The following is a 23060-nucleotide window of genomic DNA, read 5'->3' as shown; positions in this document are numbered from 1 at the left end:
GCCGGTGGCGCGGGTCAGCCGAGCGTGGGCTCGTGCCGCAGGATCAGTGAGATGGCCGCCGGCTGCGCGCGCAGTCGGTGCCGCGGCAGCACGCCCGGCCCGCACGTCGCGGTGCCGACGCCCGACTGGGCGAGATCGATCGACACGAACGTGCGTCCTTCGGGGGTCAGCTCCCAGTTGTGCGCGGCGGCGGCGAGGGACTGCCGGCTGTGCTGCGAAACCGTGAGCGCGAACGGGTGGTCGAGGGTCGACACGTGCAGCGTGCCGCCTTCCGTGACGATTCTGGCATCTCGGACCCCGGTTCGGGAACCGCTTTCCTGAGGTTTCACATTGTCGACCGTGAGGTCGTCGGGGCTGAGGTGCCACCAGCCGAACCGGGCGCCCGAGCGAAGGTCGGGGTAGCTGTGCATCGGCCCGTAGCCGGCGACGTCCGCGCCGAGGGGCTCGCCCTCGAGCACCAGGTCCAGACCGAGCCGTGCCCACTCGGTCGTCCAGGTCGTGTTGGGCTCGAGCTCGACGTCGAGGCGCACGGCCCCGTCACCGACCGCGCTCCATCGCAGAGTGGCGTCGATCGCGCTGTCGAGGATGGGCGTGCCGGTCCGGGTGCGCACGACGATCCCGTCCGGGCCGGGGCGCAGGTCGACCAGGCGCGTCACCATGCGGTCGATGCCCGCGGCGCGCCAGCGCTCGGCATAAGGGGGCAGGTCGAGCTCGTCGTTGCCGAGATCGCGGTCGTTGTCCGTCGGTGCTCGCCACACTCCTACCGTCGGGCCGGTGATCTCGAGGTCGCCCAGGCGCACGAGGCCGCCGGTCGCCCTGTCGAAGTGCGCCGCGCCGACGCGGTCCTCGGTCACCTCGGCGACGATGCCGGGCGGCACGACAGCACGGCCGTCGCGCACCTGCTGGCCGCTCGCGAGCACGTGACCCGTGTCGGCCCACGGCGTGGCCACCGTCGTGAGCGCTTCGACGGTGAGCGCGTCGGCGACTTCGGCCGAGGCCGGCGTCCGCGCCTCGGCGGGCAGCTCGAGGGTGGCGACTTCGCGGGGGCCGCACGGCGGGGCGATGAGCGTGCCGGACGCGGTCTCCTGACCATCGACGACGCGCGACCACCGCAGCTCGACGTGCCCGAGGTCGAGGAAGTCGTACCGGTTGGCGATGCGGACCGTCGCGCGCTCGCCATCGACGTCGACGACGACCGGCGCGATCACGGCCGCGTAGTGCAGCAGGCCCGGGCGCGGGTTGCGGTCGGCGTCCACGAGGCCGTCGATCACGAAGTTGCCGTCGTGCACGGCCTCGCCGAAGTCGCCGCCATAGAGGATGCGACTGCTGCCGTCCGGGCCGTCGACCGCGATGCCGTGCTCGATCCACTCCCACACGAACCCGCCGGCGTGCCGCGGGTAGGCCTCGAACAGATCCCAGTACTCCTGCAGGCCGCCCGGCCCGGTACCCATCGCGTGCGCGAACTCGCACTGCAGGAACGGCAGGGTCAGGCGGTGGGCCTGCGCCGGGGTGGCGTCGAAGCGAGCGGGCCGGAGCGTCTCCTCGCCGATCTCGCGGACCTCGTCGTGTGGCGCGTACATGCGCGAGTACACGTCGACGTAGCGGCTCTCCCCGTCGCCCTCGTAGTGGATGAGGCGGCTCGGATCGGCGGACCTGGCCCACCGGGCCATCGCCTCGAGGTTCGCGCCCACGTGCGACTCGTTGCCGAGCGACCACATGATGACGCTCGCGTGGTTCTTGTCGCGGTGCACCGTGCGGCGCATGCGGTCGAGGAACGCATCCCGCCAGGCCGGGTCAGCGCTGGGGTTGCCCCGCCAGCCGACGTGCTCGAAGCCGTGGGTCTCGAGGTCGCACTCGTCGATGACCCAGAAGCCCAGCTCATCGAAGAGGTCGAGCACATCCGGGTGCGGGGGATAGTGCGACGTCCGGACCGCGTTGATGTGGTGGCGCTTCATCAAGAGCAGCTCGTCGCGCGTGACCGTGGCGTCGAAGACGCGGCCATGCCGGGGGCGGTGCTCGTGACGGTTGACGCCGCGGAGCATGATGGGCTCGCCGTTCACGAGCAGGCGCGCATCGCGCACCTCGACCCGGCGGAAGCCGACCTTCAGTGAGACGGTCTCGGTCTCGGTGCGGACCTCGACGTCGTACAGGCGTGGTCGCTCCGCGTTCCAGGGCTCGACTCCGCCGAGCCGGATGGAGCCGTCGAGGGGGACGTCCACACCGAGCTCCTCGATCACGAGGCGGGCGCCGCCGCCTCCGTCGACCTCCGCCGCGACGTCGAGGATCCCTTCCGCTGCCTGATCGTCCCAGTCGGCGCGCACGAACAGGTCGTGGACGCCGCCGTCGGGCCGCGCGAGGAGGGTGACGCTGCGGAAGATCCCCGGGAGCCACCACATGTCCTGGTTCTCGAGGTATGTCGCGTCACTGAACTGCGCCACCCGCACGGCCAGGCGGTTGACGCCCGCCACGAGGATGTCCGACACATCGAACTCGTGGGTGAGGCGGCTCCCGCGGGTCGTCCCGACGAGGGTGTCGTTCAGCCATATCTCCGCCGCCGACTCGATGCCGTCGAAACGCAGCAGGCGCCGGCCGTGAGTGAGCACACCCGCGTCCACGGTGAAGTCGAGGCGGTAGTCGCCGATCGGGTTCGCATCCGGCGGGAACGGCGGATCGACCGGGAACGGCATCTGCACGTTGGAGTAGGCGGGAGAACCGTGCCCCTGGAGATTCCAGTGCCCCGGTACGTCGATGGTGCTCCATGAGGCCGTATCGGCGTCGCGCCAGTCCGCGGGCGCGCTGCGCAGCGAGGGGGAGACCCGGAATCGCCAGCGCCCGTCGAGCGACTGCTGCGGAGCATCCGAACGCAGACGCGCGCGCGGAGAGATGGTGCCGGAACCGGGGCGGGTGGTGGCGATCTTCATGGATTCCTCGTCGATGAGTGGTGAAGACAGGCGACGGGCGCCCGCGCGGAAGACGCTTTCCAACTCGCCGAGGCGAACCTGGAAGACGCTTGCCCGATGGCGCACTTTGCATTAATGTCCTAACATCGTATCAGCGATCGACTCCGCCCCACCGTTTCGGAGCCGCACACAGGACGCGAAATCCCGCGCCCGATCGACAACGATGTTGGCCCCTGGTTCCCCGGGGCGAAAGGGAAATCCAATGAAGCATTCAATCCCAGCCCGCATGCGGGTGACTCTCGCCTTCGCCGCCGCGGCCGTCACCGCCGTCGCCCTCACCGGGTGCAGCGGTTCCGGCGACGCCGGCCAGTCCGACGAGCCCATCCAGTTCTTCCTCTCGGGCGACGCCAACCAGGGCGGTGGCTACGCGCACATGGCCGAGAAGTACGAGGAGGAGACGGGCGTCAAGGTCGAGATCGTCGACATCGCGAACGACGACCTCGCCACGAAGCTCCGCAACGCGGCTCAGGCGAACGACCTCCCCGCGATCGCCCGCGTCGGCGCGGTCGACCCGGTGTGGCGCAGCGAGGCCACCGACCTCTCCGACATCACCGACGGCAGCGAGATCCGCACCGAGCTGTCCGACAAGGACGACGACGGCAACGTCATCTCCCTCCCGTCCGACATCACCGCGGTCGGCATGTTCATCAACAAGACGCTGTTCGACGAGGCGGGAGTCGCGTACCCCACCAGCGAGGACGACATCTGGACGTGGGACGAGTACGTCGCCGCCGTCAAGCAGGTCCAGACCGCGACAGGCACCAGCTACGGCATGGTGATGGACAAGTCCTCGCACCGACTGAAGGCGTTCCTCTACGAGTTCGGCTCGGACTACTTCCAGCCGGACGACTCGGGCGAGTTCAGCACCAACGACCAGACCAAGGTCGCGCTCGAGTACTTCAACTCCCTGAACGACGACTCGTTCATGCCCCGCTCGGTGTGGCTGTCGGACGCCGACGGCAACGCCCTCTTCAAGAGCGGCGACGTCGTCTCGTACCTCTCGGGGTCGTGGCAGATCGCCGACTTCGCCGTGAACATCGCCGACTTCGAGTGGGCCTCGGTGTACATGCCGCAGGACGAGGAGCGCGCGACGAACTACGGCAACGCCGCATCCGTCGTCGTCTTCGACGGTCCGCAGCAGAAGGCCGCGCACGACTTCATCAAGTGGCTGTACGAGCCCGAGAACTACACCGAGCTCTCGGAGACCTCGTCGTTCATCCCCGCGATCGACGGGCTCGACATCACCTACGCGTCGCACGCCGAGGCGTTCGACATCTACAACCAGGACATCGCGGCGTCGCCGGCGATCGTGGGCGACATCAAGGCGATGGAGCTGCAGTACGGTGCGCAGAACGTGACGACCGACGGCGACCCGGTACGCGACGAGACGGTCAAGTACCTGAACGGCGAACAGGACGTCGACACCACGATCGAGAACATCAACGCCCTGTTCACCGACCAGCTGGGCGCGCTGGAGTGACCATGTCCACCACCAAGTCCGTCGATGGTCGCAGCGCGGAGACGTCTGCGGTCATCACCCTGGAGCGGCGCGCGAAGGGCGCGCGCCGCTCCCGGCGGAGCTCGACGAGGTTCGTCCTGGCGCCGCTGTCGTTCATCGCGGTCGCGGTGGTGCTCTTCGGGCTCTTCTTCCTCTGGCCCGGCGCGCTCGGCCTCTGGTACTCGTTCACCGACTACAGCGGTGTCGGCACCCCCGACTTCATCGGGGCCGAGAACTACATCGAGCTCGCCCAGGACCCGGTGTTCTACTCGGTGCTCGGCCGCACCTTCCTCTATACGATCCTGTCGGTGCCGCTGCACTTCGCCGCGGCGCTCGGCATCGCGATGCTGCTGACGAGCTCGCTCGCCAAGGGCAAGTCGGCGGCCCGGATCATCTTCTTCCTGCCGTGGCTCATCTCGCCGATCGTCGCCGGTGTCATCTGGAAGTGGCTGTTCGGCGAGAACTTCGGCCTCGTGAACTACCTCATCGAGCTGATGGGCGGCAACGCTCTGCAGTGGGAGACCGACCCCACCCTCGCGCTGGTGCTCATCCTGATCGTGAGCACGTGGGGCGGAACGGCGTTCAACATGCTGCTGTTCATCGCCGCGATCCGCAACATCCCGCAGTCCTATCTCGAAGCCGCTCAGCTGGACGGCGCGAACGGATGGCAGCGCTTCCGCCGCATCATCCTGCCGCTGCTGCGTCCGACCTCGTTCATGGTGATCCTCCTCACCACGATCGGGTCGATGAAGGAGTTCGCGATGGTGCAGGCGCTCAACGGCGGTGGGCCCGGCACGTCGAACATGTTCATCGTGCAGTACATCTACCGCACCGGCTTCGAGCGTGCCGACGTCGGCTACGCCAGCGCCGCGTCCATGGTCCTCATGGTGATCCTCATCATCATCGCGCTGATCCAGATGCGCTTCGACAAGAGGAACGATCTCGCATGACAACTCTTCGATCCGCGAAGCGCTCGCGCTCTCGTTCGCCCCGGCCGCTGCGCTCCCTCCCGAGCACGCTGCTGCTGTGGATCCTCGCCCTCGGCTTCCTGATCCCGGTCGCGTGGTTCATCCTCAGCTCGTTCAAGCCCGGCTCGGAGCTCTTCAGCCTCCCGCTGACGCTCTTCCCGGAGGACTGGACGGTCAGCGGCTACTCCACCGCCTGGAACCGCTTCAACTTCGCGCAGTACTTCCTGAACACCTCGATCGTGGCGATCGTCACGACCGCACTGACGGTCTTCGTCAGCGCGCTGACCGGCTACGCGTTCGCCAAGTACAAGGCGTGGTGGCTGAAGGCCTTCTTCATCTGCATCCTCGCCACGACGATGCTGCCGACCGAGGTCATCATGCCGAGCTCGTTCGCGGTGGTCCGCGACCTCGGCATGTACAACACCCTCGTGGGCATCATCGTGCCGTCGATCGTCACCGCGACCGGCATCTTCATGTTCCGCCAGTACTTCAAGACGGTCCCGGACGAGCTGCTTGAGGCCGCGCGCATCGACGGTGTCTCGGAGTTCGGCGCGTTCTGGCGCATCATGCTGCCGCTCGCGAAGCCCATCGCTGTCGTGCTGGCCATCTTCTCCTTCCAGTGGCGCTGGAACGACTACATCTGGCCGCTCATCGTGCTGCGCGACCCCGACCGCTACACGCTGCAGGTGGCGCTGCGGTCGATCGTCGGCGCCGACAACGTGGATTGGTCGGTGCTGCTCGCGGCCTCCGTGATCTCGCTCGTCCCGATGGTGATCCTGTTCGCCGTCTTCCAGCGCCAGATCATGAACGCCGACATCAACTCGGGGTTGAAGGACTGATCCGTGCCGGACTCCGAATTCGAGACGGCGCTCCAGGCGGCCGTCGCCGACGAGGTGCGCCGCGCGCTGGAGGAGACCCTCGGGCCTCACGAGCGGCACCGGCGTCTCATGGATCGCGCGCGGCTTTTCGTCGCCGCATACGTGTGGCGCAGGTCCGCGCACGCCGGCGACCCGGAGCTGATCGCCGCCGCGCGTGAGAGCGTCGAGGCGCTCCGCGCACTGCAGGGGCCGAGCGGGCTGTTCATCGGCGGCGACAACGTCGACTCGCCGCCGGACTCCTCCTTCACGGTCAACGATCTGTGCGACGCCCTCGAGCTCATCGTGCGGGCGCCGGCCGATGAGCGGGCGGCGCTGGCCGACCTCGAGGCCGAGCTGTCGGCGATCGCCGACGCGATCGAGCCCGCGCTCCTCGTGGGAGGAGTCCACACGCCCAACCACCGCTGGGAGATCTCGGCGGCCCTCGCCCGTCTGCACCGGCGGCGCCCGTCGCGGGCGCTGCGCGATCGCGCGGAGCAGTGGCTCGCAGAGGGGATCGACATCACGCCCGACGGTGTCTACTCGGAGCGCAGCGCCAACTACGCGGCCTACGTGTCGAACCCGTCGCTGACGGTGATCGCCGACGTGTTCGATCGCGCGGACGCGCGGGAGGCCGTCATCCGCAATCTCGAGAGCACGCTGGGGCTCATCCACCCCGACGATTCGGTCGAGACCGTGCACTCGCGACGCCAGGACCAGCTGAACCGGTTCCCCCTCGCGCCGTACCTCGTGGCCTACCGCCGCGCCGCGATCGCGCTCGACCGTGGCGATTTCGCCTGGGCGGCCGGGCGCGCGCTGGAGGGCGGCATCCCTCATCCGTCCGCGGTGCTGACCGAGCTGCTGCTCGCGCCCCGCATCGGGGAGGAGCTTCCGGATGCTGCGCCCCCGGCGCCGCAGCGCGCATGGGAGCAGTCCGGGCTCGTGGTCGACGCCACGGCCCGCAGACGACTCGTGGTCTTCGGCGGCAGCGACTACGCGCGGTTCCGCCGCGTGCGCTCGGGGCTGTCGGCGAACCCGACCTTCCTCCGGATGTTCGCGGGCGACGTCGTGCTCGACTCCGTGCGGCTGTCGCGCGACTTCTTCGGTCTCGGTCCATTCCGCGCGGACCGGTTCGCGGCGCGCTCCGCCGGCGGCGCCCACGGCTACGAGCTCGCAGAGACGGTCTCGGCCCACTACTACCAGCCGCTCGATGCCGACCGTCGCTCGGCGTCGGGGGAGTACGCGCTCACGGACGACGGCCGGTTCTACGGCTCGATGTCATTCGGAGACCGTGCCACCGATGACGTGAGCCTGCACACCGTCATCGACGTCGAGCCCACGGTCGATGGCGCCCTCGTGTCGATCGCGATCGACGGTCCTGACAGCCCGTGGGCGCTCGAGCTCGCGTTCCGCGACGGGGGAGTGTTCGAGGGTGTGACCGAGCGTGAGGACGGCACCGCCATGCTGGATTCCGGCGCCGGCCGCTATCGTGTGGGCTCCACCGCGATCGCATTCGACGCCGGCGACCGCTACCGCGCCGACGGCGCCGGTCGGTACCACCCTGGCGAGGACTACGCGTTCCTCGGGGCCAGCGACGCCGCAGCGGGACGCCGCGTCTACCTGACCGGACGCGCCCCGAGCCGGCTCGTCCTCGCGCTGCACGCGGAAGGGACCGGCGAATGAGCACCGTCATCGACGCCATCGGCTTCGACACGCTGCGGGCGCTGCGCGCCGAGCGCCCCGACGCCGTGCAGGAGGCGCTGTCGAAGCGTGTCCGGCGCGATGTCGTCCGCGGAGATGGCCGCCTGTTCATCGTCGCGGCCGACCACCCCGCGCGGGGTGCGCTGGGGGTGGGTGACCGCGGCGACGCCATGGCGAGCAGGTATCTGCTGCTGGAGCGGCTGGCTGTGGCGCTCAGCCACCCGGGCGTCGACGGCGTCCTGGGGACGCCCGACATCATCGACGACCTCGCGATGCTCGGCCTCCTCGACGACAAGGTCGTCGTGGGTTCGATGAACCGCGGCGGGCTGCGCGGCTCGGCGTTCGAGATGGACGACCGCTTCACCGGCTACGACGTGCCGTCGATGGTGCGCTCGGGGATCGACTTCGCGAAGGTGCTGCTGCGGGTGAATCTCGCCGACACCGGCACGGCGTCCACGCTCGAGGCGACCGCGCACGCGGTGACCGCCGCGGCCGAGGCACGGATGCCGATCATGGTCGAGCCGTTCATCAGCCGCTGGGTCGACGGCCGCATCGTCAACGACCTCACCCCCGACGCCGTGGTGCTGTCGCTCGCGATCGCCGCGGGCCTCGGCGTCAGCAGCGCCTACACGTGGATGAAGCTGCCCGTCGTGCCCGACATGGCGCGGGTCATGGAGGCGACGACCCTCCCCACGCTCCTGCTCGGCGGCGACTCGGGCGCCGGCCCCGACGAGACCTTCTCCTCGTGGGAGGATGCTCTCGCCCTTCCGGGCGTGCGGGGCCTGACCGCCGGACGAGCGCTGCTGTACCCGCCGGACGGCGATGTCGCCGGCGCCGTCGACGCGGCGGCCCGCCTCGTCCACACCGATCTGTGACCCGAAGGGGGACTGCGTGAGCATTGCCGGAGCGAGCCGATGAAGGCCACCGTCGCGGGGGCGCCCGTGAGCTTCGGGGTGTTCGAGATGACCCCCGAGGGCGCGGCCACTGTCGCGGCCGACGACATGCTCGAGGTGCTGGCCGACGCAGGGTACGGCGGGGTCGACCTCGGCCCCGTCGGCTTCCTCGGCCGTGATGCCGACCTCCGCGCTCGGCTGGCGCGCTTCGGGCTCGAGCTCGCCGGAGGGTGGGTGCAGCTGCCGTTCTCGGACGACGAGGCGTTCGAGGCCTCCCTCCCGTCGCTGCGCGACGCGCTGCGCGTCTTCTCCGACGCAGCACAGGCAGGGCCCGACCGGCTGCCGCTGCCGACGCTGGCTGACGACGGCTCGTTGGCGCGTCGCGCCCGTCCGGGCCGCGGCCAGGACGTCGACCCGCTCACCGCCCCGGCCTGGGAGCGGCTCTTCGGGAACACCCAGCGCGCGGCCGACCTCGTGCGCGCCGCGGGCTTCGAGCCGACCTTCCACCATCACGCCGGCACGTTCGTCGAGTCGCCCGACGAGATCGACCGGTTCCTCGCGCACGTCGACGTAGATCTCACACTCGACACCGGGCATCTGCTCATCGCCGACGGCGACCCGCTCGACGCGGTGACCCGCTGGGGCGACCGCATCAACCATCTGCACCTGAAGGACGTCGATCTCGCCGAGCTGCGGCGGGTGCTGGCGTCGGGCGGCGGGATGACCGAGGTGTGGTCGTCGGGCTCGTTCGTGGCCTTCGGGCGCGGCGACCTCGACCTGGTCGGGGTGATGGATGCCGTCGACGCACGCGGCTTCGACGGGTGGGTGGTCGTCGAGCAGGACGTCCTGAACGCCCCCGACGTGGCGATCGACGCCTTCCGCGCCGCGCGCGGCGCGGACCAGCGCGTCAACCGAGCCGCCCTGCGCCGCTGGGCCTGACCCGCTCCGTACCGAACCCCTGACGAGAAGGACACCCGCAGTGACACATGCCCCGCTCCGCTTCGGACTGATCGGCACCGGCCGGATCGGCCAGGTGCACGCCGCCAACATCGCCGCGAACCGCGACACGACGCTGTCGTGGGTCGCGGATCCGTTCGTCGACGGTGCGCGTTCTGTGGCCGAGAGCTTCGGCGGCCGGGTCACGGCAGACGCCGGCGAGCTGTTCGCCGCCGACGACGTGGACGCCGTGCTCATCGCCTCGCCGACGCCGACGCACGTCGACCTCATCGAGCAGGCCGTGGACCGCGGCATCCCGGTGCTCTGCGAGAAGCCGATCGACCTCGACATCGCCCGGGTCGAGGCGCTGCGCCCGAAGGTCGCCGCAGCCGGCGTTCCCGTGGCGCTCGGCTTCAACCGCCGCTTCGACCCCGCCTTCGTCGAGGTCCGCGCGCGGGTTGCCGCAGGCGAGATCGGCGACCTGGAGCAGCTGACCATCATCAGCCGCGATCCCGCCGCTCCGCCGGCCGCCTATGTCGCGGTCTCGGGCGGGATCTTCCGCGACATGACGATCCACGACTTCGACATGGCGCGCTTCTTCCTGCCTGACATCGTCGAGGTCAGCGCGGTCGGGTCGACCACGTTCGACCCGGGCGCGCGCGAGCACGGCGACTTCGACACCGCCGTCGTGACCCTCCGCGCGGCATCGGGCGCGGTCGTCACGATCATCAACTCGCGCCACAGCGCGGTCGGCTACGACCAGCGCCTCGAGGCCTTCGGGGCTCAGGGCACGCTCCAGGTCGCCAACCGTTCGACGAGCCTGGTCAGCCTCTCCACCGCTGAGCGGGTCGAGGCCACCGCGCCCTACGAGGACTTCTTCCTCCAGCGCTACGCCGAGGCCTACGCGGCTGAGCTCCGCGCCTTCGTCGAGCTCGTGCGCGACGGTGCGTCGGCGAGTCCCACGTTCGACGACGGCCGGGCGGCTCTGCTCCTCGCTGACGCCGCCCAGCGCTCCGCCACCGAGAAGGTCGCCGTCGCAGTCAGCCTCGACTGACCGTCACACGCGCGGGATCAATCGACGGATGCCGCGACCGTCGTGTGCACGACCGCGACGCCGGCGGGCTCCAGCGAGAGCGTGTCGCCGACGTCGAGAGTGCGGTCCGTCAGCAGATCCGTCCCCGCTCGGTCGAGCGTCACGGTGCGGACGTCATCGGAGTGGTTCAGCAGGAAGAGGAAATCGCCGCCTTCGTTGCGTCGCTCGGCGATCTCGACGCCGGGCGCGAACGTACGCGGCGCGATCCCGGCGCGACGCAGCGCAGCATCCGTCACCGCCTGCTGTGCGTCCGGGGCGAGCCGGGTGCCGACATAGAGGACGGCACCCGCGCCGTTCTCGTGCAGGGTGATCGCCGGCTCGCCGGCGAGATACCCGTCGCGGTAGACGGCCAGTGCCCGCGCCCCCTCGAGCACGATGTCGTCCTGCCAGAAATCGGCGCCCGCCGTGAATTCGACGTCGAGCTCGCTGCCGGCGACGCCGTCGACGTGCACGGTCGCGCCATCGGCGAGAGGCGAGAACTCGCGGACGTGCGCGCCGATGAGCGCGCGCAGGCCGCCCGGGTAGCCGTTCTCGATGACCCGGTCGCACTCGTCGACGATGCCGGAGAAGAACGACACCAGGGCGACGCCGCCGGCCTCGACGAACCGGGTGAGCGACGCGCGCTGGGCCTCGGTGATGAGGTACTGATTGGGCACCACCACCATGGCGTACGCCGAGAGGTCGTCCGCCAGATCCACGACGTCGACGGCGACGTTCGCGTGCCACAGAGGGCGGTAGTGGTCGACCGCGGCCCTGGCGTAGGAGAAGGCGTTCGAGGGATGCGCGGCCCCCTCGACGGCCCACCAGTTGGGCCAATCGAACGCGACCGCGACCCGCGCGTCGGTACGCGCACCGGTGACCGCCGCCACGCGCGGCAGTTCGGAGCCGAGATCGCGGACCGCCTGCCACGATCGCGTGGCGGTCCCGCCGTGCGGCAGCATCGCCGAGTGGAACTTCTCGTTGCCCTGCCGTGACGCCCGCCACTGGAAGAACATCACCGCGTCCGCGCCCCGAGCCACCGCCTGATAGGAGCCCAGCCGCATCCGGCCGGGTTGCTTCACGAGGTTCGTGCGCCACTGGCTGACCGCGTTCGCGGACTGCTCCAGGAGGAACCAGGGGCGGCCTCCGCGCAGCGACCGCATCAGATCGTACTGGAGGGCGGCCTTCATCAGGCTCTCGGGATCGGCCGGGTCGGGGTAGGCGTCCAGCGACACGACGTCCTCTTCGGCCGCCCACGCTCGGTAGTCGTTCGGATCGACGTACTGCATGAAGTTCGTCGTCACCGGAATGTCCGGCGTGAGCTCGCGCATCACGCCGCGCTCCGCCGTCATGAGCTCCAGCTGCCGATCCGACGAGAAGCGTGCGAAGTCGAGCTCCCGGCTTGTCGTGACCTTCCCTTCGACAGGGCCGGGAACGTGCACCTGTTCCCACGCGCTGTAGCGCTGGCTCCAGAACATCGTGCCCCACGCGTCGTTGAGCGCGTCGAGCGCTCCGTATCGAGCATGCAGCCAGCCGCGGAACCGCTCGCCGCAGAGCTCGCAGTAGCACTTTGCGTAGTACTCGTTGCCGAGGTGCCACATCGCGAGCGCCGGGTGCGTGCCGTAGCGCTCGGCGAGCAGTCGCGCGATGCGCAGACTGCGGTCCCGGTAGACCGGCGACGACGAGCAGTAGTGGGCGCGGCTGCCGACGCCGACGCGCGTGCCGTCGAATCGGCGGAGTCGCACTTCGGGGTGATCCTCGACGAGCCACGGGGGCGGTGACGCGTTGGGGGTGGCGAGGTTGACGGCGATGCCGTGCGCCCACAGCACGTCGATCACCTCATCGAGCCATTCGAAGACGAAGACGCCGTCGGCCGGTTCCAGCGCCGACCATGAGAACACGCCGACGCTCACGAGATTCACCCCGGCTTCCTGCATGAGACGAGCGTCATCGTGCCAGATCTCGCGCGGCCACTGCTCGGGGTTGTAGTCCCCGCCGTACGCGATGCCGCCGAGGCGGGCGCGCAGCTGCGACAGGCGTTCGTCGGATGCATCGGACACGGGGGCTCCTCCGGGGTGAGTACACGGATGCCGCGGCACGAGGATCGTGCCGCGGCATCCGTTTCCTTCATTCGGTCCGGCGTCAGCCGAGGATGGCGTCCGCCTCGGCGAAGAACTGGGTCACGGCGTCATCGACCGAGAGCACGCCCAGGCCGATCGACTTGCCGGCGTCCCAGAAGGCCTGCTCGAGCGAGCCGTAGCCGACGACAGGGACCGGCGGGGCTTCTCCGATGCGGTCGGAGGCCGACTCGATGTAGTCGGCGACCTGCTTGTCGGCGCCCTCGAGCGTCGTGCCCTCGAGCTTCGACGACGATGCCGGGAAGCCCAGTGTGGTGCCGAAGATCTCGCCGGCTTCGGGGCTGTTCACCACGAAGTCGAGGAAGAGGGCCGCGGCCTCGGGGTGCTCCGTGTTCGCGGCGATCGCGACCTGCAGACCGGCCTGACGGTACAGGTCCTTCGAACCCTCCTTGGCGGTGGGCGGTGCGACGAGCGAGATCGAGGACGCGCCCGAGTCGGCGAGGTAGCCGCCGAGGAAGTTGCTCCAGCTCATCTCGCTCGCCGTGATGGCGGCGCCGAAGCCGGACTTGGGCGAGAGCTCCTCGAGCTTCTGCTGCGGCACGGTGACGCCGTCGCGGATCTCGGCGCCGGACTCCCAGAACTCGCGCAGGTCGTCCTCGGTGAAGCCGAGCTCGCCGTCGTCGGTGTAGAGGTTGCCGCCGTTCGCGCGCAGCTGCAGCTCGAAGACCTGGATGCGCTGCGTGTAGTCGGTGCCGCCGTACACGGCGCCGCCGGTGGCGTCGGTGACGGAGGCCATCCACTCGTCGAAGTCGGCGAAGCTCGTGCCGCCCTCGGGCGTTTCGACTCCGGCCTGGGCGACGAGGTCGTCGTTGACGAAGTTCGCCCACAGGCTGTAGCCGGTCGGGAGCGAGTACTGCACGCCGTCCAGGGCGCCCGTGCCGAGCAGCGACTCCTCGAACGTGGTGGTGTCGATCTGGTCCGACACATCGGCGAGGTCGAGCAGGTTGCCGGACTCCGCGTACTGGCGCAGGTAGCTGTCGGAGAACTGGAAGACGTCAGGAAGGCCACCGCCCGCAGCCTCCGTCTGGCGCTTCTCCCAGTAGCTCGGGAAGTCGGTGAACGACGTGTTGATCGTGATGTTCGGGTACTCCTCGTTGAACGCCGCGATCAGGTCGTTGTAGCGGGTCGCACGGTCGTCGTTGCCCCAGAACGCGAAGTCGAGGGTGACCTTCTCGTCGGGGTCGAACGCGGCGGCGTCGTCCGCGGCGCCGCCGGAGCAGCCCGAGAGGACGAGTGCGGCGCCCGCGGTCAGGGCGGCGGCCGCGAGCAGGGTGCGAGGTGCAGGCATGGAGGGTGCTCCAGTCTTTCGTTCTGTTGGTGGTCAGGAATCGGCGACGGCGGCTCGATGGAAGTCCGCGGCGGTGCCCGCGGTGCGGACGGGAGCCGACACGAACGCGACCCCCTGGCCGTCGAGCACGACGCGCTCTACGGCGACGCCGGTCTCGGCATCCATCCCGTCGATCGCGATCTCGACGCGCGCGTCGCCGTGGTTGATGAGGGTGACCAGGTCGCCCCGGCGCGCGGCCTCGACGCCTGCGGGCAGATCCGCCACGACGGGACGGACACCGGATGCCTCGACCACGGCACCGACGATCGCGTCGATCGCGTCGGCACTGGGTTGGGTCGCGGTGTACCAGGCCTCGCCCGAGCCGAAGCGGTGGCGCGTGAGCGCAGGCGAGCCGGACTGCAGGCCCGAGGAGAACGTGGCGACCGCCGTTGCGCCGGTCGCGTGCACCGCTTCGGCGACCAGGCGACCGGAGCGCTGCACCCCGCCGAAGTCGAACGTGACCGCGCCGCGGCCGGCGGCGTCGCGCGCTGCCTGGACGGCGTCGGCGCTGAGGGCTCCGACGCCGGAGCCGCCGGAGGACTGGCCCGCGAGGGCGCCGAAGTCCTCGAAGCGCAGGCCCAGCACCGGGCCGAGCTGCGTCAGGAAGCCGCCGTCGCGGAAGTGGTCGTGCGCGTCGACGATGTCGGTGAACGGACCGGTGAGGAGCGTTCCGCCGTCGTCGACGAAGCGGGCGAGCGCCGAGGCGCCCTCGTCCCGGAGGAGATACAGTGCCGGCGCGACCACGAGGGCGTAGCCGTGGTCCACCTCCTCGGGACCGACGATGTCGACCTGGATGTTGCGCGCGTGGAAGGCGCCGTACCACTCGAGCACGAGCGCGAGGTAGTCGATCTCGGTGGGGTGGTCGCGCTCTTCGACGGCCCACCAGTTCTCCCAGTCGAACACCAGGGCGACCTGCGCGTCGCGGCCCGGTGCCGGGAGCTTCGGGAGCGCGGCGAGGCGCGCGCCGAGCTCGGTCACGGCGTCCCACGTGCGGGTCTCGGTGCCGGCGTGCGGGAGCATCGCCGAGTGGAACTTCTCGCTGCCGGCGCGCGACTGCCGCCACTGGAAGAACATGATGCCGTCGGCGCCGCGCGCGATCGACTGCGCGGACTCGGCGGCGAGGGCACCGGGCCGCTTGCCGGGGTTCGCGGGCCGCCAGTTGACCGCATCCGTCGCCTGCTCCCACAGCAGCCAGGGCACGCCGGGCTTGAGCGAGCGGACGAGGTCGCGCTGGAACGCGGCGTCGCGCACGCGGTTCGGGTTCGCGGGGTCGGGGTAGCAGTCGTCGGCGATGACGTCCATGTGCGGCGCCCACTTGCGGTAGTCCGCAGGCTTGAAGGGGCCCATGAAGTTCGTCGTGATCGGCTGCGTCGCGCCGGCTGCGAGCAGGATCTCGCGCTCCATGAGGTAGCACTCGAGCAGCATGTCGCTCGTGAACCTTCGCCAGTCGAGCATCGACGACGGGTTGTGGCTGTAGGGGGCGAGGCGCGGCGGGAAGATCTCGTCGAACGACCCGTAGCGCTGCGACCAGAAGCTCGTGCCCCACGCGTCGTTGAGCGCGTCGACAGTGGCGTAGCGCGTGTGAAGCCAGTCGCGGTACGCGTCGCGCGCGGCGTCCGAGAAGTCCATCCAGAGGTGGCAGCCGAACTCGTTGCCGACGTGCCACATCACCACGGCGGGGTGGTGCACATAGCGCTCGGCCAGCCGGCGCACGAGCTCGCCGGCCAGTCGCCGGTACGTCGGCGACGACGGGGCGAAGTGCTGGCGGCTGCCCGGCCAGTACGACGCACCCGACTCGTTCGCCGGGAGCGTCTCGGGGTAGTTCCTGCTCACCCACGGCGGGGGAGAGGCGGTCGCGGTCGCGAGGTTCACCGCGATGCCGCCGGCGTGGAGCTTCTCGATCACCGTGTCGAGCCACGCGAAATCCCACACACCTTCGGCGGGCTGGATCCGCGACCACGCGAAGATGCCGAGGCTCACGATGTTGACGCCGGCCTCGCGCATGAGGCGGACGTCCTCGTCCCAGACCTCCTCGGGCCACTGGTCGGGGTTGTAATCGGCGCCGTACAGCACGTCGAGCAGCTCCTTCTGGCTGGTCTTGCGTTCGAGAGAGGTGTGGGTTCAGCGGCGGCCGCGGCGCGCCGGGAGGGAGACGACCGCGAAGACGGCACAACCGAGTCCGGCGATGATGAGCGGTGCGAGCATCCAGGTCATGACGCCGACCAACACCGCCGCGGCCGCGAGATAGAGTGCGGCGATCGGGTCGCCGACGAGGGACGACGGGATGCTGCGCACCGCCGCCCGCCAGCCGCGCTCGGGCGTCCACGCGCCCGCGGCGACGAGCAGCGCCACAGCGCCGACGACGAGGCCGGCCCAGCCGACGATCGAGATGAGGCCGCCGCCGGGGAGGGCGCCGGAGTTCGCGAGGTAGATGTCGAGCGTCAGCACGAACGTGACGACCACCACGGCGGCGCCGACGACCAGGCCGCCGGGCAGCGCCCGCTTCCAGTCCTGCCAGAACGTCTTCACGTGCGACTGCTCCGCGTTCACGTAGCGACGCAGATGACGGATGCCGGCGGCCAGCGCCGCGGGCAGGGTGACCACGAGCAGGCCTGCCGCGGTGACCAGCAGTCCGGTCAGCAGCACCTCGCCGAACAGGGCGAAGGCTCCCTTGGCGCCGGGGTATCGGGCCGGAGCCCGCTCCTCGAGCGTCGGTCCGGCTCCGGACGCGTCGGCGCGACGCGCGGCGCGGAGTTCTCGGCGGTCCATGGGATGTCCTTCTCGTTGCGGTCCGGTGAGCCTCGGCGGGCCGTCAGCCCTTGAGTCCCTGTGTCGCCACGCCGTCGACGAGGAAGCGCTGGAACACGAGGAAGAACAGCAGGACGGGGATCAGCGCGATGAACGACGCGGTGACGGTGGCGCCGTAGTCGCTCACCGAGGTCTGGTCGTTGTAGAGGCGCAGCGCGATGGGCAGCGGGTAGTTCTCGGGGCTCGTCAGGTAGAGCAGGGGTCCGAGGAAGTCGTTCCAGGCCCAGATGAACGCGAAGATCGAGCAGGTGATCAGGGCGGGCTTGATCAGCGGCAGGATGATCGACCAGAAGATCCGCATGTGTCCGGCGCCGTCGATGCGGGCCGCCTCGTCCATGTCGCGCGGCATCTGTCGGATGAACTGCACCAGCAGGAACACGAAGAACGCTTCGGTGGCGAGGAACTTCGGCAGCAGCAGCGGCCAGAACGTGTCGATCATGTCGAGGCGCTGGAAGATGATGTACTGCGGGATGATCACGACGTGGAACGGCAGCAGCAGCGTGCCGATCATCGCGGCGAACAGGATGCCGAGGCCCTTGAACTGGATGCGGGCGAACGCGTAGGCGGCCAGCGACGACGACAGCAGCACGCCGATCACGGAGCCCACGGCGATGATGAAGCTGTTCAGGAAGAACCGCCACATCGGCACGCCCGCGATGCCCTCCATCACCTTCGCGTAGTTGGCGATGGTGGGGTTGTTCGGCAGCAGGCCCATGTTCGAGCCGAACTCGCTGTTGGGCTTGAACGTGGAGAACAGCAGCCACACGAGCGGGTAGAGCACGACCGCGGTGACCGCGATGAGCGCGACGAACCAGATCACGGTCTGCCACGTGCCGCGCTTGACCTTGCGGCGGGGCTGCGGCGGGGTGGCGTCGAGCTGGTTCTCGAGGGTGGCGATGGCGGGTTCGCCGAAGCTTGTGGTGCTCATCGGTTGTCTCCGGCGTAGTGGACCCAGCTGCGCTGGGTGCGGAAAAGGATGAAGGCGATGATGGCGACGACGATCAGCAGCACCCAGGCGATGGCGGCGGCGTAGCCCATCTGGCCGTCCGAGAAGCCTCGCTTGTAGAGGTAGAGGGTGATGAAGTTCGTCATGCCGGCGGGGCCGCCGGTGCCGTTCGAGATGATGTAGGCCGAGGCGAAGACCTGGAACGCGCCGATCAGGCCGAGCAGCAGGTTGAAGAAGATGACCGGCGAGAGCATGGGCAGGGTGACCGCGCGGAAGCGGTGCCAGGGTCCGGCGCCGTCCATCTCGGCCGCCTCGTACAGTTCCTTGGGAATCTGCTTGAGGCCGGCGAGGAAGATCACCATGGTGGCGCCGAACATCCAGATCGCGAGGAGGATCATCGCGGGCAGCACCAGCGCGGGGTTGCCGATCCAGCCACCCAGGTCGATGCCGATGGCGGAGAGGGCGTTGTCGACAGGGCCGTCGGAGGCGAACATGGCGCGCCACACGATCGCGACCGACACGGAGCCGCCGATGAGGGAGGGGGCGTAGAACGCGGAGCGGAAGAAGCCGGCGCCCTTGTCGCGGTAATTCAGCAGCATCGCCACGCCGAGCGCGGCGGCCAGGGTGATGGGGGTGCCGACCAGAACGTAGATCATCGTGATCTGCGCGGACTGCAGGAACGCCGGGTCGTTCGTGAACATCCGGACGTAGTTGTCGAAGCCGATCCACTTCGGCGGCGCGAAGATGTTGTACTTCGTGAACGACAGGTACAGCGAGTACGCCATCGGGATCAGCGTGAGGCCGAAGAAGCCCACCAGCCACGGGATCAGGAACCCGTACCCGGCCAGCGTCTCCTTCACAACACGCTGGCGCTGACCCGGCCGATTCACATGCTCAGGGCTGCTCCGGCGGAACAGGGACCGGCGTGAGGACTTCTCACCGGTCACGATGACTCTGGTCGCTGTGGTGCTCACGAGACTCTCCGATACGGGTTGTGGAGTAGTGGTATTCCGGGTCCGGGCGCATCGTACGCCCGGACCCGGAAGCTGTCACTGGTTGAGGACGACGTCCATCTCGGCGAAGAACTGCGAGACCGCGTCCTCGACCGTGACGGTGCCGAAGCTGAGCTCGGTACCCAGCTGGCGGAACTTCTCCTCGAGCGTGCCGTAGCCCACGATCGGAACCGGCGGGGCGTCGCCGAGACGGTCGGCGATCGACGCCTCGTAATCCTTGACCTGCTGGCTCAGCGGGTCGAGCTCGGCCGCCTCGAGGGCGGTCTCCGAGGCGGGGAGGCCACGGTTGGTGCCGAAGATCTCACCGGACTGCGGCGAGTTCACGAGGAAGTTGACGAGCGTCGCCGCTGCCTCGGGGTGCTCGGTGTTGGCCGAGATCGTGTGGAGCATGGACGGCTTCAGGTACAGGTCCTTCGCGCCCGCCTCGGTCACCGGGGGAGCGATGAGGCCGAGCTCGGTGTAGCCCTCGCCGAGACCGGCGAGGTAGCCCGCGCCGAAGTTGTCCCAGGTCAGCTCGCTCGCCGTCAGCGCGCTGTCGAAGGCGCCCTTCGGAGCGACCTCTTCCACGCGCTGCTGCGGGATGCCGATGCCGTCCTCGCGGATCGGTGCGCCGGACTCCCAGAACTCGGTGAGGCGCTCCTCGTCGAAGCCGGCGGTGCCGTCCTCGTTGAAGAGGTTCTCGCCCTCCGAGCGCAGCTGCAGCTCGAAGTTCTGGATGCGGCCGGTGTAGTCGCCGCCGCCCCAGAACTCGCCGCCGGCGGCGTCGGTGACCTCGCCCATCCAGTCGGCGTAGTCGTCCCAGCTGCCGCCTTCGAACTCTTCGACGCCGGCCTTCTCGAGGAGGACCGGGTTGGTGAACAGGCCCCACGCGTTGGTGGAGGTCGTGATGCCGTAGGTGGTGTCGTCGACGACGCCGATGTTGAGGATGTTCTCGGGCAGCGGGTCGGTCTCGATGATGTTGCCCAGGTACGGGCCGAGGTCGAGCAGCAGGCCGTTCTCGGAGTACTGGCGCAGGTACGAGTAGTCGAACTGCATGACATCGGGGAGGTTCTTGCCGGCGGCCTCGGTCTGACGCTTCTCCCAGAACTCGGGGAAGGTGAGGAACGTGGCGTTCACCGTGATGTTCGGGTACTCCTCGTTGAACGCTGCGATGGCCTCGTTGTAGAGCCCGGCGCGGACGTCGTTGCCCCAGAACGCGAGATCGAGGGTGACCTCCTCGTTCGGGTCGAATGTGGGTGCGGCGTCGGGGGTCTCGTCGCTGCCGCCGGCGCAGCCGGCCAGCACGAGGGCGGCGCCGGCCGCGATGGCGGCGACGGCGAGTGCCCGCTTCTTGCTGAACATCCTTGTCCTCCTTGTGAACGTCTGTGTTCGCTCTTCCGCGTGAGACGTTCTTCGTCTGTGTGTGCGGTGTGGGGCGCTCTGTGGTGCAGATCCTGCGATGCTGGAAAGCGCTTGCCCGCTACGGTACCCCGGCAAAAAACGTTTCGCAAGATGCGGGTCCGAAAAATTTGAACGATTCAGTAACGACGCGCCGGCGGGTTGACTCGCCCCGGGGAGCGGGTTACCGTACTCGGAGCCGGAAGCGGAAAACGTATTCCCGTGAGTTTGCCGCGCTAATACAACGATGGAGAGCTCGATGACGAACTCTGGGACGCCTACGTGGGCGCTGCGAGCCCACGCGGCGTTCGACTGGATCTGGTGGATCGTCGTGATCAACGCCCTGTGGTGGTTCTTCACGCTCGTGGGTGTCGTCGTGCTGGGGGCGCTCCCGGCGTCGGCGGCCGCGACCGAGCTCACCCGCCGGCGTCTGCGGGGCGAGGCGTTTCCGGTCGCGCGCTCCTTCGCGAGCGCATGGCGCCGCGAGTTCTGGCGGGCCAACGCTGCGCTCGGCGCGGGTGCGGTGGTCACCTCCGCTCTCGCCGTCAGCGTCGTCGGGCAGCTGGGAGCGGGCTCCCTCGCGTCGCCTCTCGGTGTCGCCAGCGTCATCGCGCTCGCCGCCGCGTTCGGCATCAGCACGATCGCCGGCGTGATGTACGTGCACTACGACCTGCGGCTCCGCGCCTATCTCGCGACCGCAAGCCGCTGGGCGCTGCGCAACACGCCCCACGTGGTGCTGCTCCTGCTCGGAGCTGTCGTCGTCGCTGCGGCGGGCAGCATCCTCCCGGGCATCATCCCGTTCCTCTTGATCGGGGCCTGGCTCACGCTCAGCACCACGCTCTGCTTCTCATTCTTCACCGCCAACGACCGCGCCGTCGAAGCCGCCCTCTCCATTGCCCCGTAGCCGGCGCATGACCGCCGACACGCCCCTGCCCCACCCCCCTCTCCAACGAAGGAGTCAGCAATGAAACACCCCAAGTCCCTCTCCGGCATCGGCATCGCCGCCGTCGCGGCCCTCGCCCTGACCGGTTGCTCGGCATCCGGTGGTGACGCGAGCAACGATGCCCCCGCCGCCGAGCTCGAGAGCCTGTCGATCATGGCTCCGTACCTCGTCACCAATGCCCCGGAGGACGGCAACGAGGTCCAGCAGGCGCTCGAGGAGGTCATCGGCGTCGAGCTCGACGTCACGTGGGTGCCCAACTCGTCGTACGGCGACAAGGTCAACATCACGCTGGCCGGTGACGACCTTCCCCAGGTGATGGTGATCCAGGGCAAGGACCCCGGATTCGTGCGCAATGCCGAGGCCGGCGCGTTCTGGGATCTCACCGAGTACCTCGACGACTACCCGAACCTCAAGACCACCTTCCCTGAGACGCAGAAGGCGTCGAGTATCAACGGAAAGGTGTACGGGGTCTTCCGTGCGCGTGACGTGATCCGCGAGGCCGTGATCATCCGCAAGGACTGGCTGGAGAACCTCGGGCTGGAGATGCCCCAGACGACCGAAGACCTGTACGAGGTCGCCAAGGCGTTCACCGAGGACGACCCGGACGGCAACGGCGTCGACGACACCTACGGCCTGATCATCCCCAAGTGGCCCGGCACCATCGGCACGAACAGCCCATGGGACGCGATCGAGACCTGGTACGGCGCGGGCAATCGCTGGACCGAGCGCGACGGCGAGCTCGTGCCGAACTTCACCACCGACGAGTGGCTGGAAGCGGTGCAGTTCGAGCGCCAGCTGGTCGAAGAGGGAGTCGTGAACCCCGACTACGCGACCTTCGACTCCGCGAAGTGGAACGAGCCCTTCCTCACGGGCAAGGGCGGCATCATCCTCGACGTGCACTCGCGCGCCGGCGTGCTGATCAACCTCTTCAAAGAGGCCGACCCGGAGAACTTCGAGAACTACGTCGACATCACGGGAAACCTCGAAGGCCCTGACGGAGAGGTCCACGCACTGCCCACCACCGGCTACAGCGGTTTCCTCGCGGTGCCCAAGGCCCAGGTGCGCACCGAGGATCAGCTCCGGGGCGTACTCACGGTGCTCGACAAGCTCAACTCCGCCGAGGCCGGCCCGATCCTCAACAACGGCATCGAAGGGGTGACGTACGAGCTCGACGGCGACCTGGCCGTGGCGATCGACGACGCACCGCAGGCGCTGAAGGACACGGTCATGAGCTACGCGCAGCTGGGGACCAACGTCAACGGCTTCCAGGGCTACCTCCCCAAGCAGGCGTCGGAGTACGAGCAGCAGATGTACGACAAGCGCAAGGAGATCGAGGCAGCCGATCTGGAGCTCGCCGAGTTCGATCCTTCCGCTCCGTATGTGTCCGACACCTACGTCTCCAAGGGTGCACAGCTCGACACGATCGTGGCCGATGCGCGCATCCAGTACATCGCCGGTCAGATCGACCTGGACGGACTCAAGGACGCCGTGGAGCTGTGGCGCTCCAGCGGCGGCGACGACGTCATCGCCGAGATCAACGAGCTGGCGGACGCCGACTCCTGATCGGACTCGGATGCCGGGGGTCGAGGCCATCGCCCGCCCCCGGCATCCACTCCGAGAGGTTTC

17 protein-coding genes are annotated in these 23060 nt (G+C 69.1%); 9 read left to right on the top strand and 8 right to left on the bottom strand.

The window, feature by feature from the left end:
* Positions 1 to 14: 14 nt before the first annotated feature.
* Entirely contained in the window at positions 15 to 2921 is a 2907-nt protein-coding gene (locus tag AC3A46_RS08825) for a glycoside hydrolase family 2 TIM barrel-domain containing protein (RefSeq protein ID WP_487664826.1), read from the bottom strand.
* A 241-nt stretch (positions 2922 to 3162) separates the two neighbouring features.
* On the opposite strand from AC3A46_RS08825, the gene AC3A46_RS08820 reads away from it, so the two are divergent.
* From AC3A46_RS08820 to iolG, 7 genes are read left to right on the top strand one after another with little or no spacing between them, the layout of a single operon-like run.
* Positions 3163 to 4440 (top strand): ABC transporter substrate-binding protein, encoded by a 1278-nt coding sequence (locus tag AC3A46_RS08820; RefSeq protein WP_487664825.1) that lies wholly within the window; start codon positions 3163 to 3165, stop codon positions 4438 to 4440.
* Between the two features lie 2 nt (positions 4441 to 4442).
* Positions 4443 to 5408 carry a carbohydrate ABC transporter permease gene (locus AC3A46_RS08815; RefSeq protein ID WP_487664824.1) on the top strand — a complete coding sequence of 322 codons (966 nt, stop codon included), beginning with the start codon at positions 4443 to 4445 and terminating at the stop codon, positions 5406 to 5408.
* Positions 5405 to 6265, top strand: a complete 861-nt coding sequence (locus AC3A46_RS08810; RefSeq protein WP_487664823.1) for a carbohydrate ABC transporter permease — start codon at positions 5405 to 5407, stop codon at positions 6263 to 6265. The genes AC3A46_RS08815 and AC3A46_RS08810 overlap by 4 nt, the downstream gene beginning before the upstream one ends.
* A gap of 3 nt (positions 6266 to 6268) precedes the next feature.
* Positions 6269 to 7963 (top strand): hypothetical protein, encoded by a 1695-nt coding sequence (locus AC3A46_RS08805; protein ID WP_487664822.1) that lies wholly within the window; start codon positions 6269 to 6271, stop codon positions 7961 to 7963.
* A complete protein-coding gene (locus AC3A46_RS08800; protein WP_487664821.1) occupies positions 7960 to 8856 on the top strand; it encodes a Cgl0159 family (beta/alpha)8-fold protein in 897 nt (298 codons plus the stop codon). The genes AC3A46_RS08805 and AC3A46_RS08800 overlap by 4 nt, the downstream gene beginning before the upstream one ends.
* Positions 8857 to 8895: 39 nt before the next feature.
* Positions 8896 to 9813 (top strand): sugar phosphate isomerase/epimerase family protein, encoded by a 918-nt coding sequence (locus AC3A46_RS08795; protein ID WP_487664820.1) that lies wholly within the window; start codon positions 8896 to 8898, stop codon positions 9811 to 9813.
* Between the two features lie 40 nt (positions 9814 to 9853).
* Positions 9854 to 10864 (top strand): inositol 2-dehydrogenase, encoded by a 1011-nt coding sequence (gene iolG, locus AC3A46_RS08790; protein ID WP_487664819.1) that lies wholly within the window; start codon positions 9854 to 9856, stop codon positions 10862 to 10864.
* Between the two features lie 17 nt (positions 10865 to 10881).
* On the opposite strand, the gene AC3A46_RS08785 is transcribed toward iolG, so the two are convergent.
* The 7 genes from AC3A46_RS08785 to AC3A46_RS08755 all read right to left on the bottom strand — a co-directional run bounded on the left by AC3A46_RS08785 (position 10882) and on the right by AC3A46_RS08755 (position 20455).
* Complete coding sequence (locus tag AC3A46_RS08785; RefSeq protein WP_487664818.1) at positions 10882 to 12942, bottom strand: beta-galactosidase; 2061 nt, start codon at positions 12940 to 12942, stop codon at positions 10882 to 10884.
* Between the two features lie 82 nt (positions 12943 to 13024).
* A complete protein-coding gene (locus AC3A46_RS08780) occupies positions 13025 to 14308 on the bottom strand; it encodes an ABC transporter substrate-binding protein (protein WP_487664817.1) in 1284 nt (427 codons plus the stop codon).
* A gap of 33 nt (positions 14309 to 14341) precedes the next feature.
* The gene (locus AC3A46_RS08775) at positions 14342 to 16420 is read right to left on the bottom strand and encodes a beta-galactosidase (RefSeq protein WP_487664816.1); all 2079 of its coding nucleotides are present in this window, start codon (positions 16418 to 16420) and stop codon (positions 14342 to 14344) included.
* A gap of 48 nt (positions 16421 to 16468) precedes the next feature.
* On the bottom strand, positions 16469 to 17116 hold the full coding sequence (locus AC3A46_RS08770; RefSeq protein WP_487664815.1) for a DUF624 domain-containing protein: 648 nt from the start codon (positions 17114 to 17116) through the stop codon (positions 16469 to 16471).
* 43 nt (positions 17117 to 17159) lie between these two features.
* Positions 17160 to 18083 (bottom strand): carbohydrate ABC transporter permease, encoded by a 924-nt coding sequence (locus tag AC3A46_RS08765; protein WP_487664814.1) that lies wholly within the window; start codon positions 18081 to 18083, stop codon positions 17160 to 17162.
* Positions 18080 to 19075, bottom strand: a complete 996-nt coding sequence (locus AC3A46_RS08760; RefSeq protein WP_487664813.1) for a carbohydrate ABC transporter permease — start codon at positions 19073 to 19075, stop codon at positions 18080 to 18082. The genes AC3A46_RS08765 and AC3A46_RS08760 overlap by 4 nt, the downstream gene beginning before the upstream one ends.
* 75 nt (positions 19076 to 19150) lie before the next feature.
* Positions 19151 to 20455 carry an ABC transporter substrate-binding protein gene (locus tag AC3A46_RS08755; RefSeq protein ID WP_487664812.1) on the bottom strand — a complete coding sequence of 435 codons (1305 nt, stop codon included), beginning with the start codon at positions 20453 to 20455 and terminating at the stop codon, positions 19151 to 19153.
* Between the two features lie 295 nt (positions 20456 to 20750).
* On the opposite strand from AC3A46_RS08755, the gene AC3A46_RS08750 reads away from it, so the two are divergent.
* On the top strand, positions 20751 to 21395 hold the full coding sequence (locus tag AC3A46_RS08750; protein WP_487664811.1) for a YesL family protein: 645 nt from the start codon (positions 20751 to 20753) through the stop codon (positions 21393 to 21395).
* 60 nt (positions 21396 to 21455) lie between these two features.
* The gene (locus AC3A46_RS08745) at positions 21456 to 22997 is read left to right on the top strand and encodes an extracellular solute-binding protein (RefSeq protein ID WP_487664810.1); all 1542 of its coding nucleotides are present in this window, start codon (positions 21456 to 21458) and stop codon (positions 22995 to 22997) included.
* Positions 22998 to 23060: the final 63 nt, after the last annotated feature.

It is taken from the genome of Microbacterium sp. Soil_C_42 (genome assembly GCF_057656735.1).
The sequence above is the reverse complement of the archived record's forward strand: the minus strand, read 5'-3'. Positions and strand labels throughout refer to the sequence as shown.

Excerpts from the sequence above, each read along its gene's own strand:
- AC3A46_RS08800 (WP_487664821.1), top strand. The coding sequence starts at position 7,960 with ATGAGCACCGTCATCGACGCCATCGGCTTCGACACGCTGCGGGCGCTG.
- AC3A46_RS08810 (WP_487664823.1), top strand. The coding sequence starts at position 5,405 with ATGACAACTCTTCGATCCGCGAAGCGCTCGCGCTCTCGTTCGCCCCGG.
- AC3A46_RS08825 (WP_487664826.1), bottom strand. The coding sequence starts at position 2,921 with ATGAAGATCGCCACCACCCGCCCCGGTTCCGGCACCATCTCTCCGCGC.
- AC3A46_RS08820 (WP_487664825.1), top strand. The coding sequence starts at position 3,163 with ATGAAGCATTCAATCCCAGCCCGCATGCGGGTGACTCTCGCCTTCGCC.
- AC3A46_RS08755 (WP_487664812.1), bottom strand. The coding sequence starts at position 20,455 with ATGTTCAGCAAGAAGCGGGCACTCGCCGTCGCCGCCATCGCGGCCGGC.
- AC3A46_RS08765 (WP_487664814.1), bottom strand. The coding sequence starts at position 18,083 with ATGAGCACCACAAGCTTCGGCGAACCCGCCATCGCCACCCTCGAGAAC.
- AC3A46_RS08795 (WP_487664820.1), top strand. The coding sequence starts at position 8,896 with ATGAAGGCCACCGTCGCGGGGGCGCCCGTGAGCTTCGGGGTGTTCGAG.
- AC3A46_RS08750 (WP_487664811.1), top strand. The coding sequence starts at position 20,751 with ATGACGAACTCTGGGACGCCTACGTGGGCGCTGCGAGCCCACGCGGCG.
- AC3A46_RS08745 (WP_487664810.1), top strand. The coding sequence starts at position 21,456 with ATGAAACACCCCAAGTCCCTCTCCGGCATCGGCATCGCCGCCGTCGCG.
- AC3A46_RS08780 (WP_487664817.1), bottom strand. The coding sequence starts at position 14,308 with ATGCCTGCACCTCGCACCCTGCTCGCGGCCGCCGCCCTGACCGCGGGC.
- AC3A46_RS08770 (WP_487664815.1), bottom strand. The coding sequence starts at position 17,116 with ATGGACCGCCGAGAACTCCGCGCCGCGCGTCGCGCCGACGCGTCCGGA.
- AC3A46_RS08815 (WP_487664824.1), top strand. The coding sequence starts at position 4,443 with ATGTCCACCACCAAGTCCGTCGATGGTCGCAGCGCGGAGACGTCTGCG.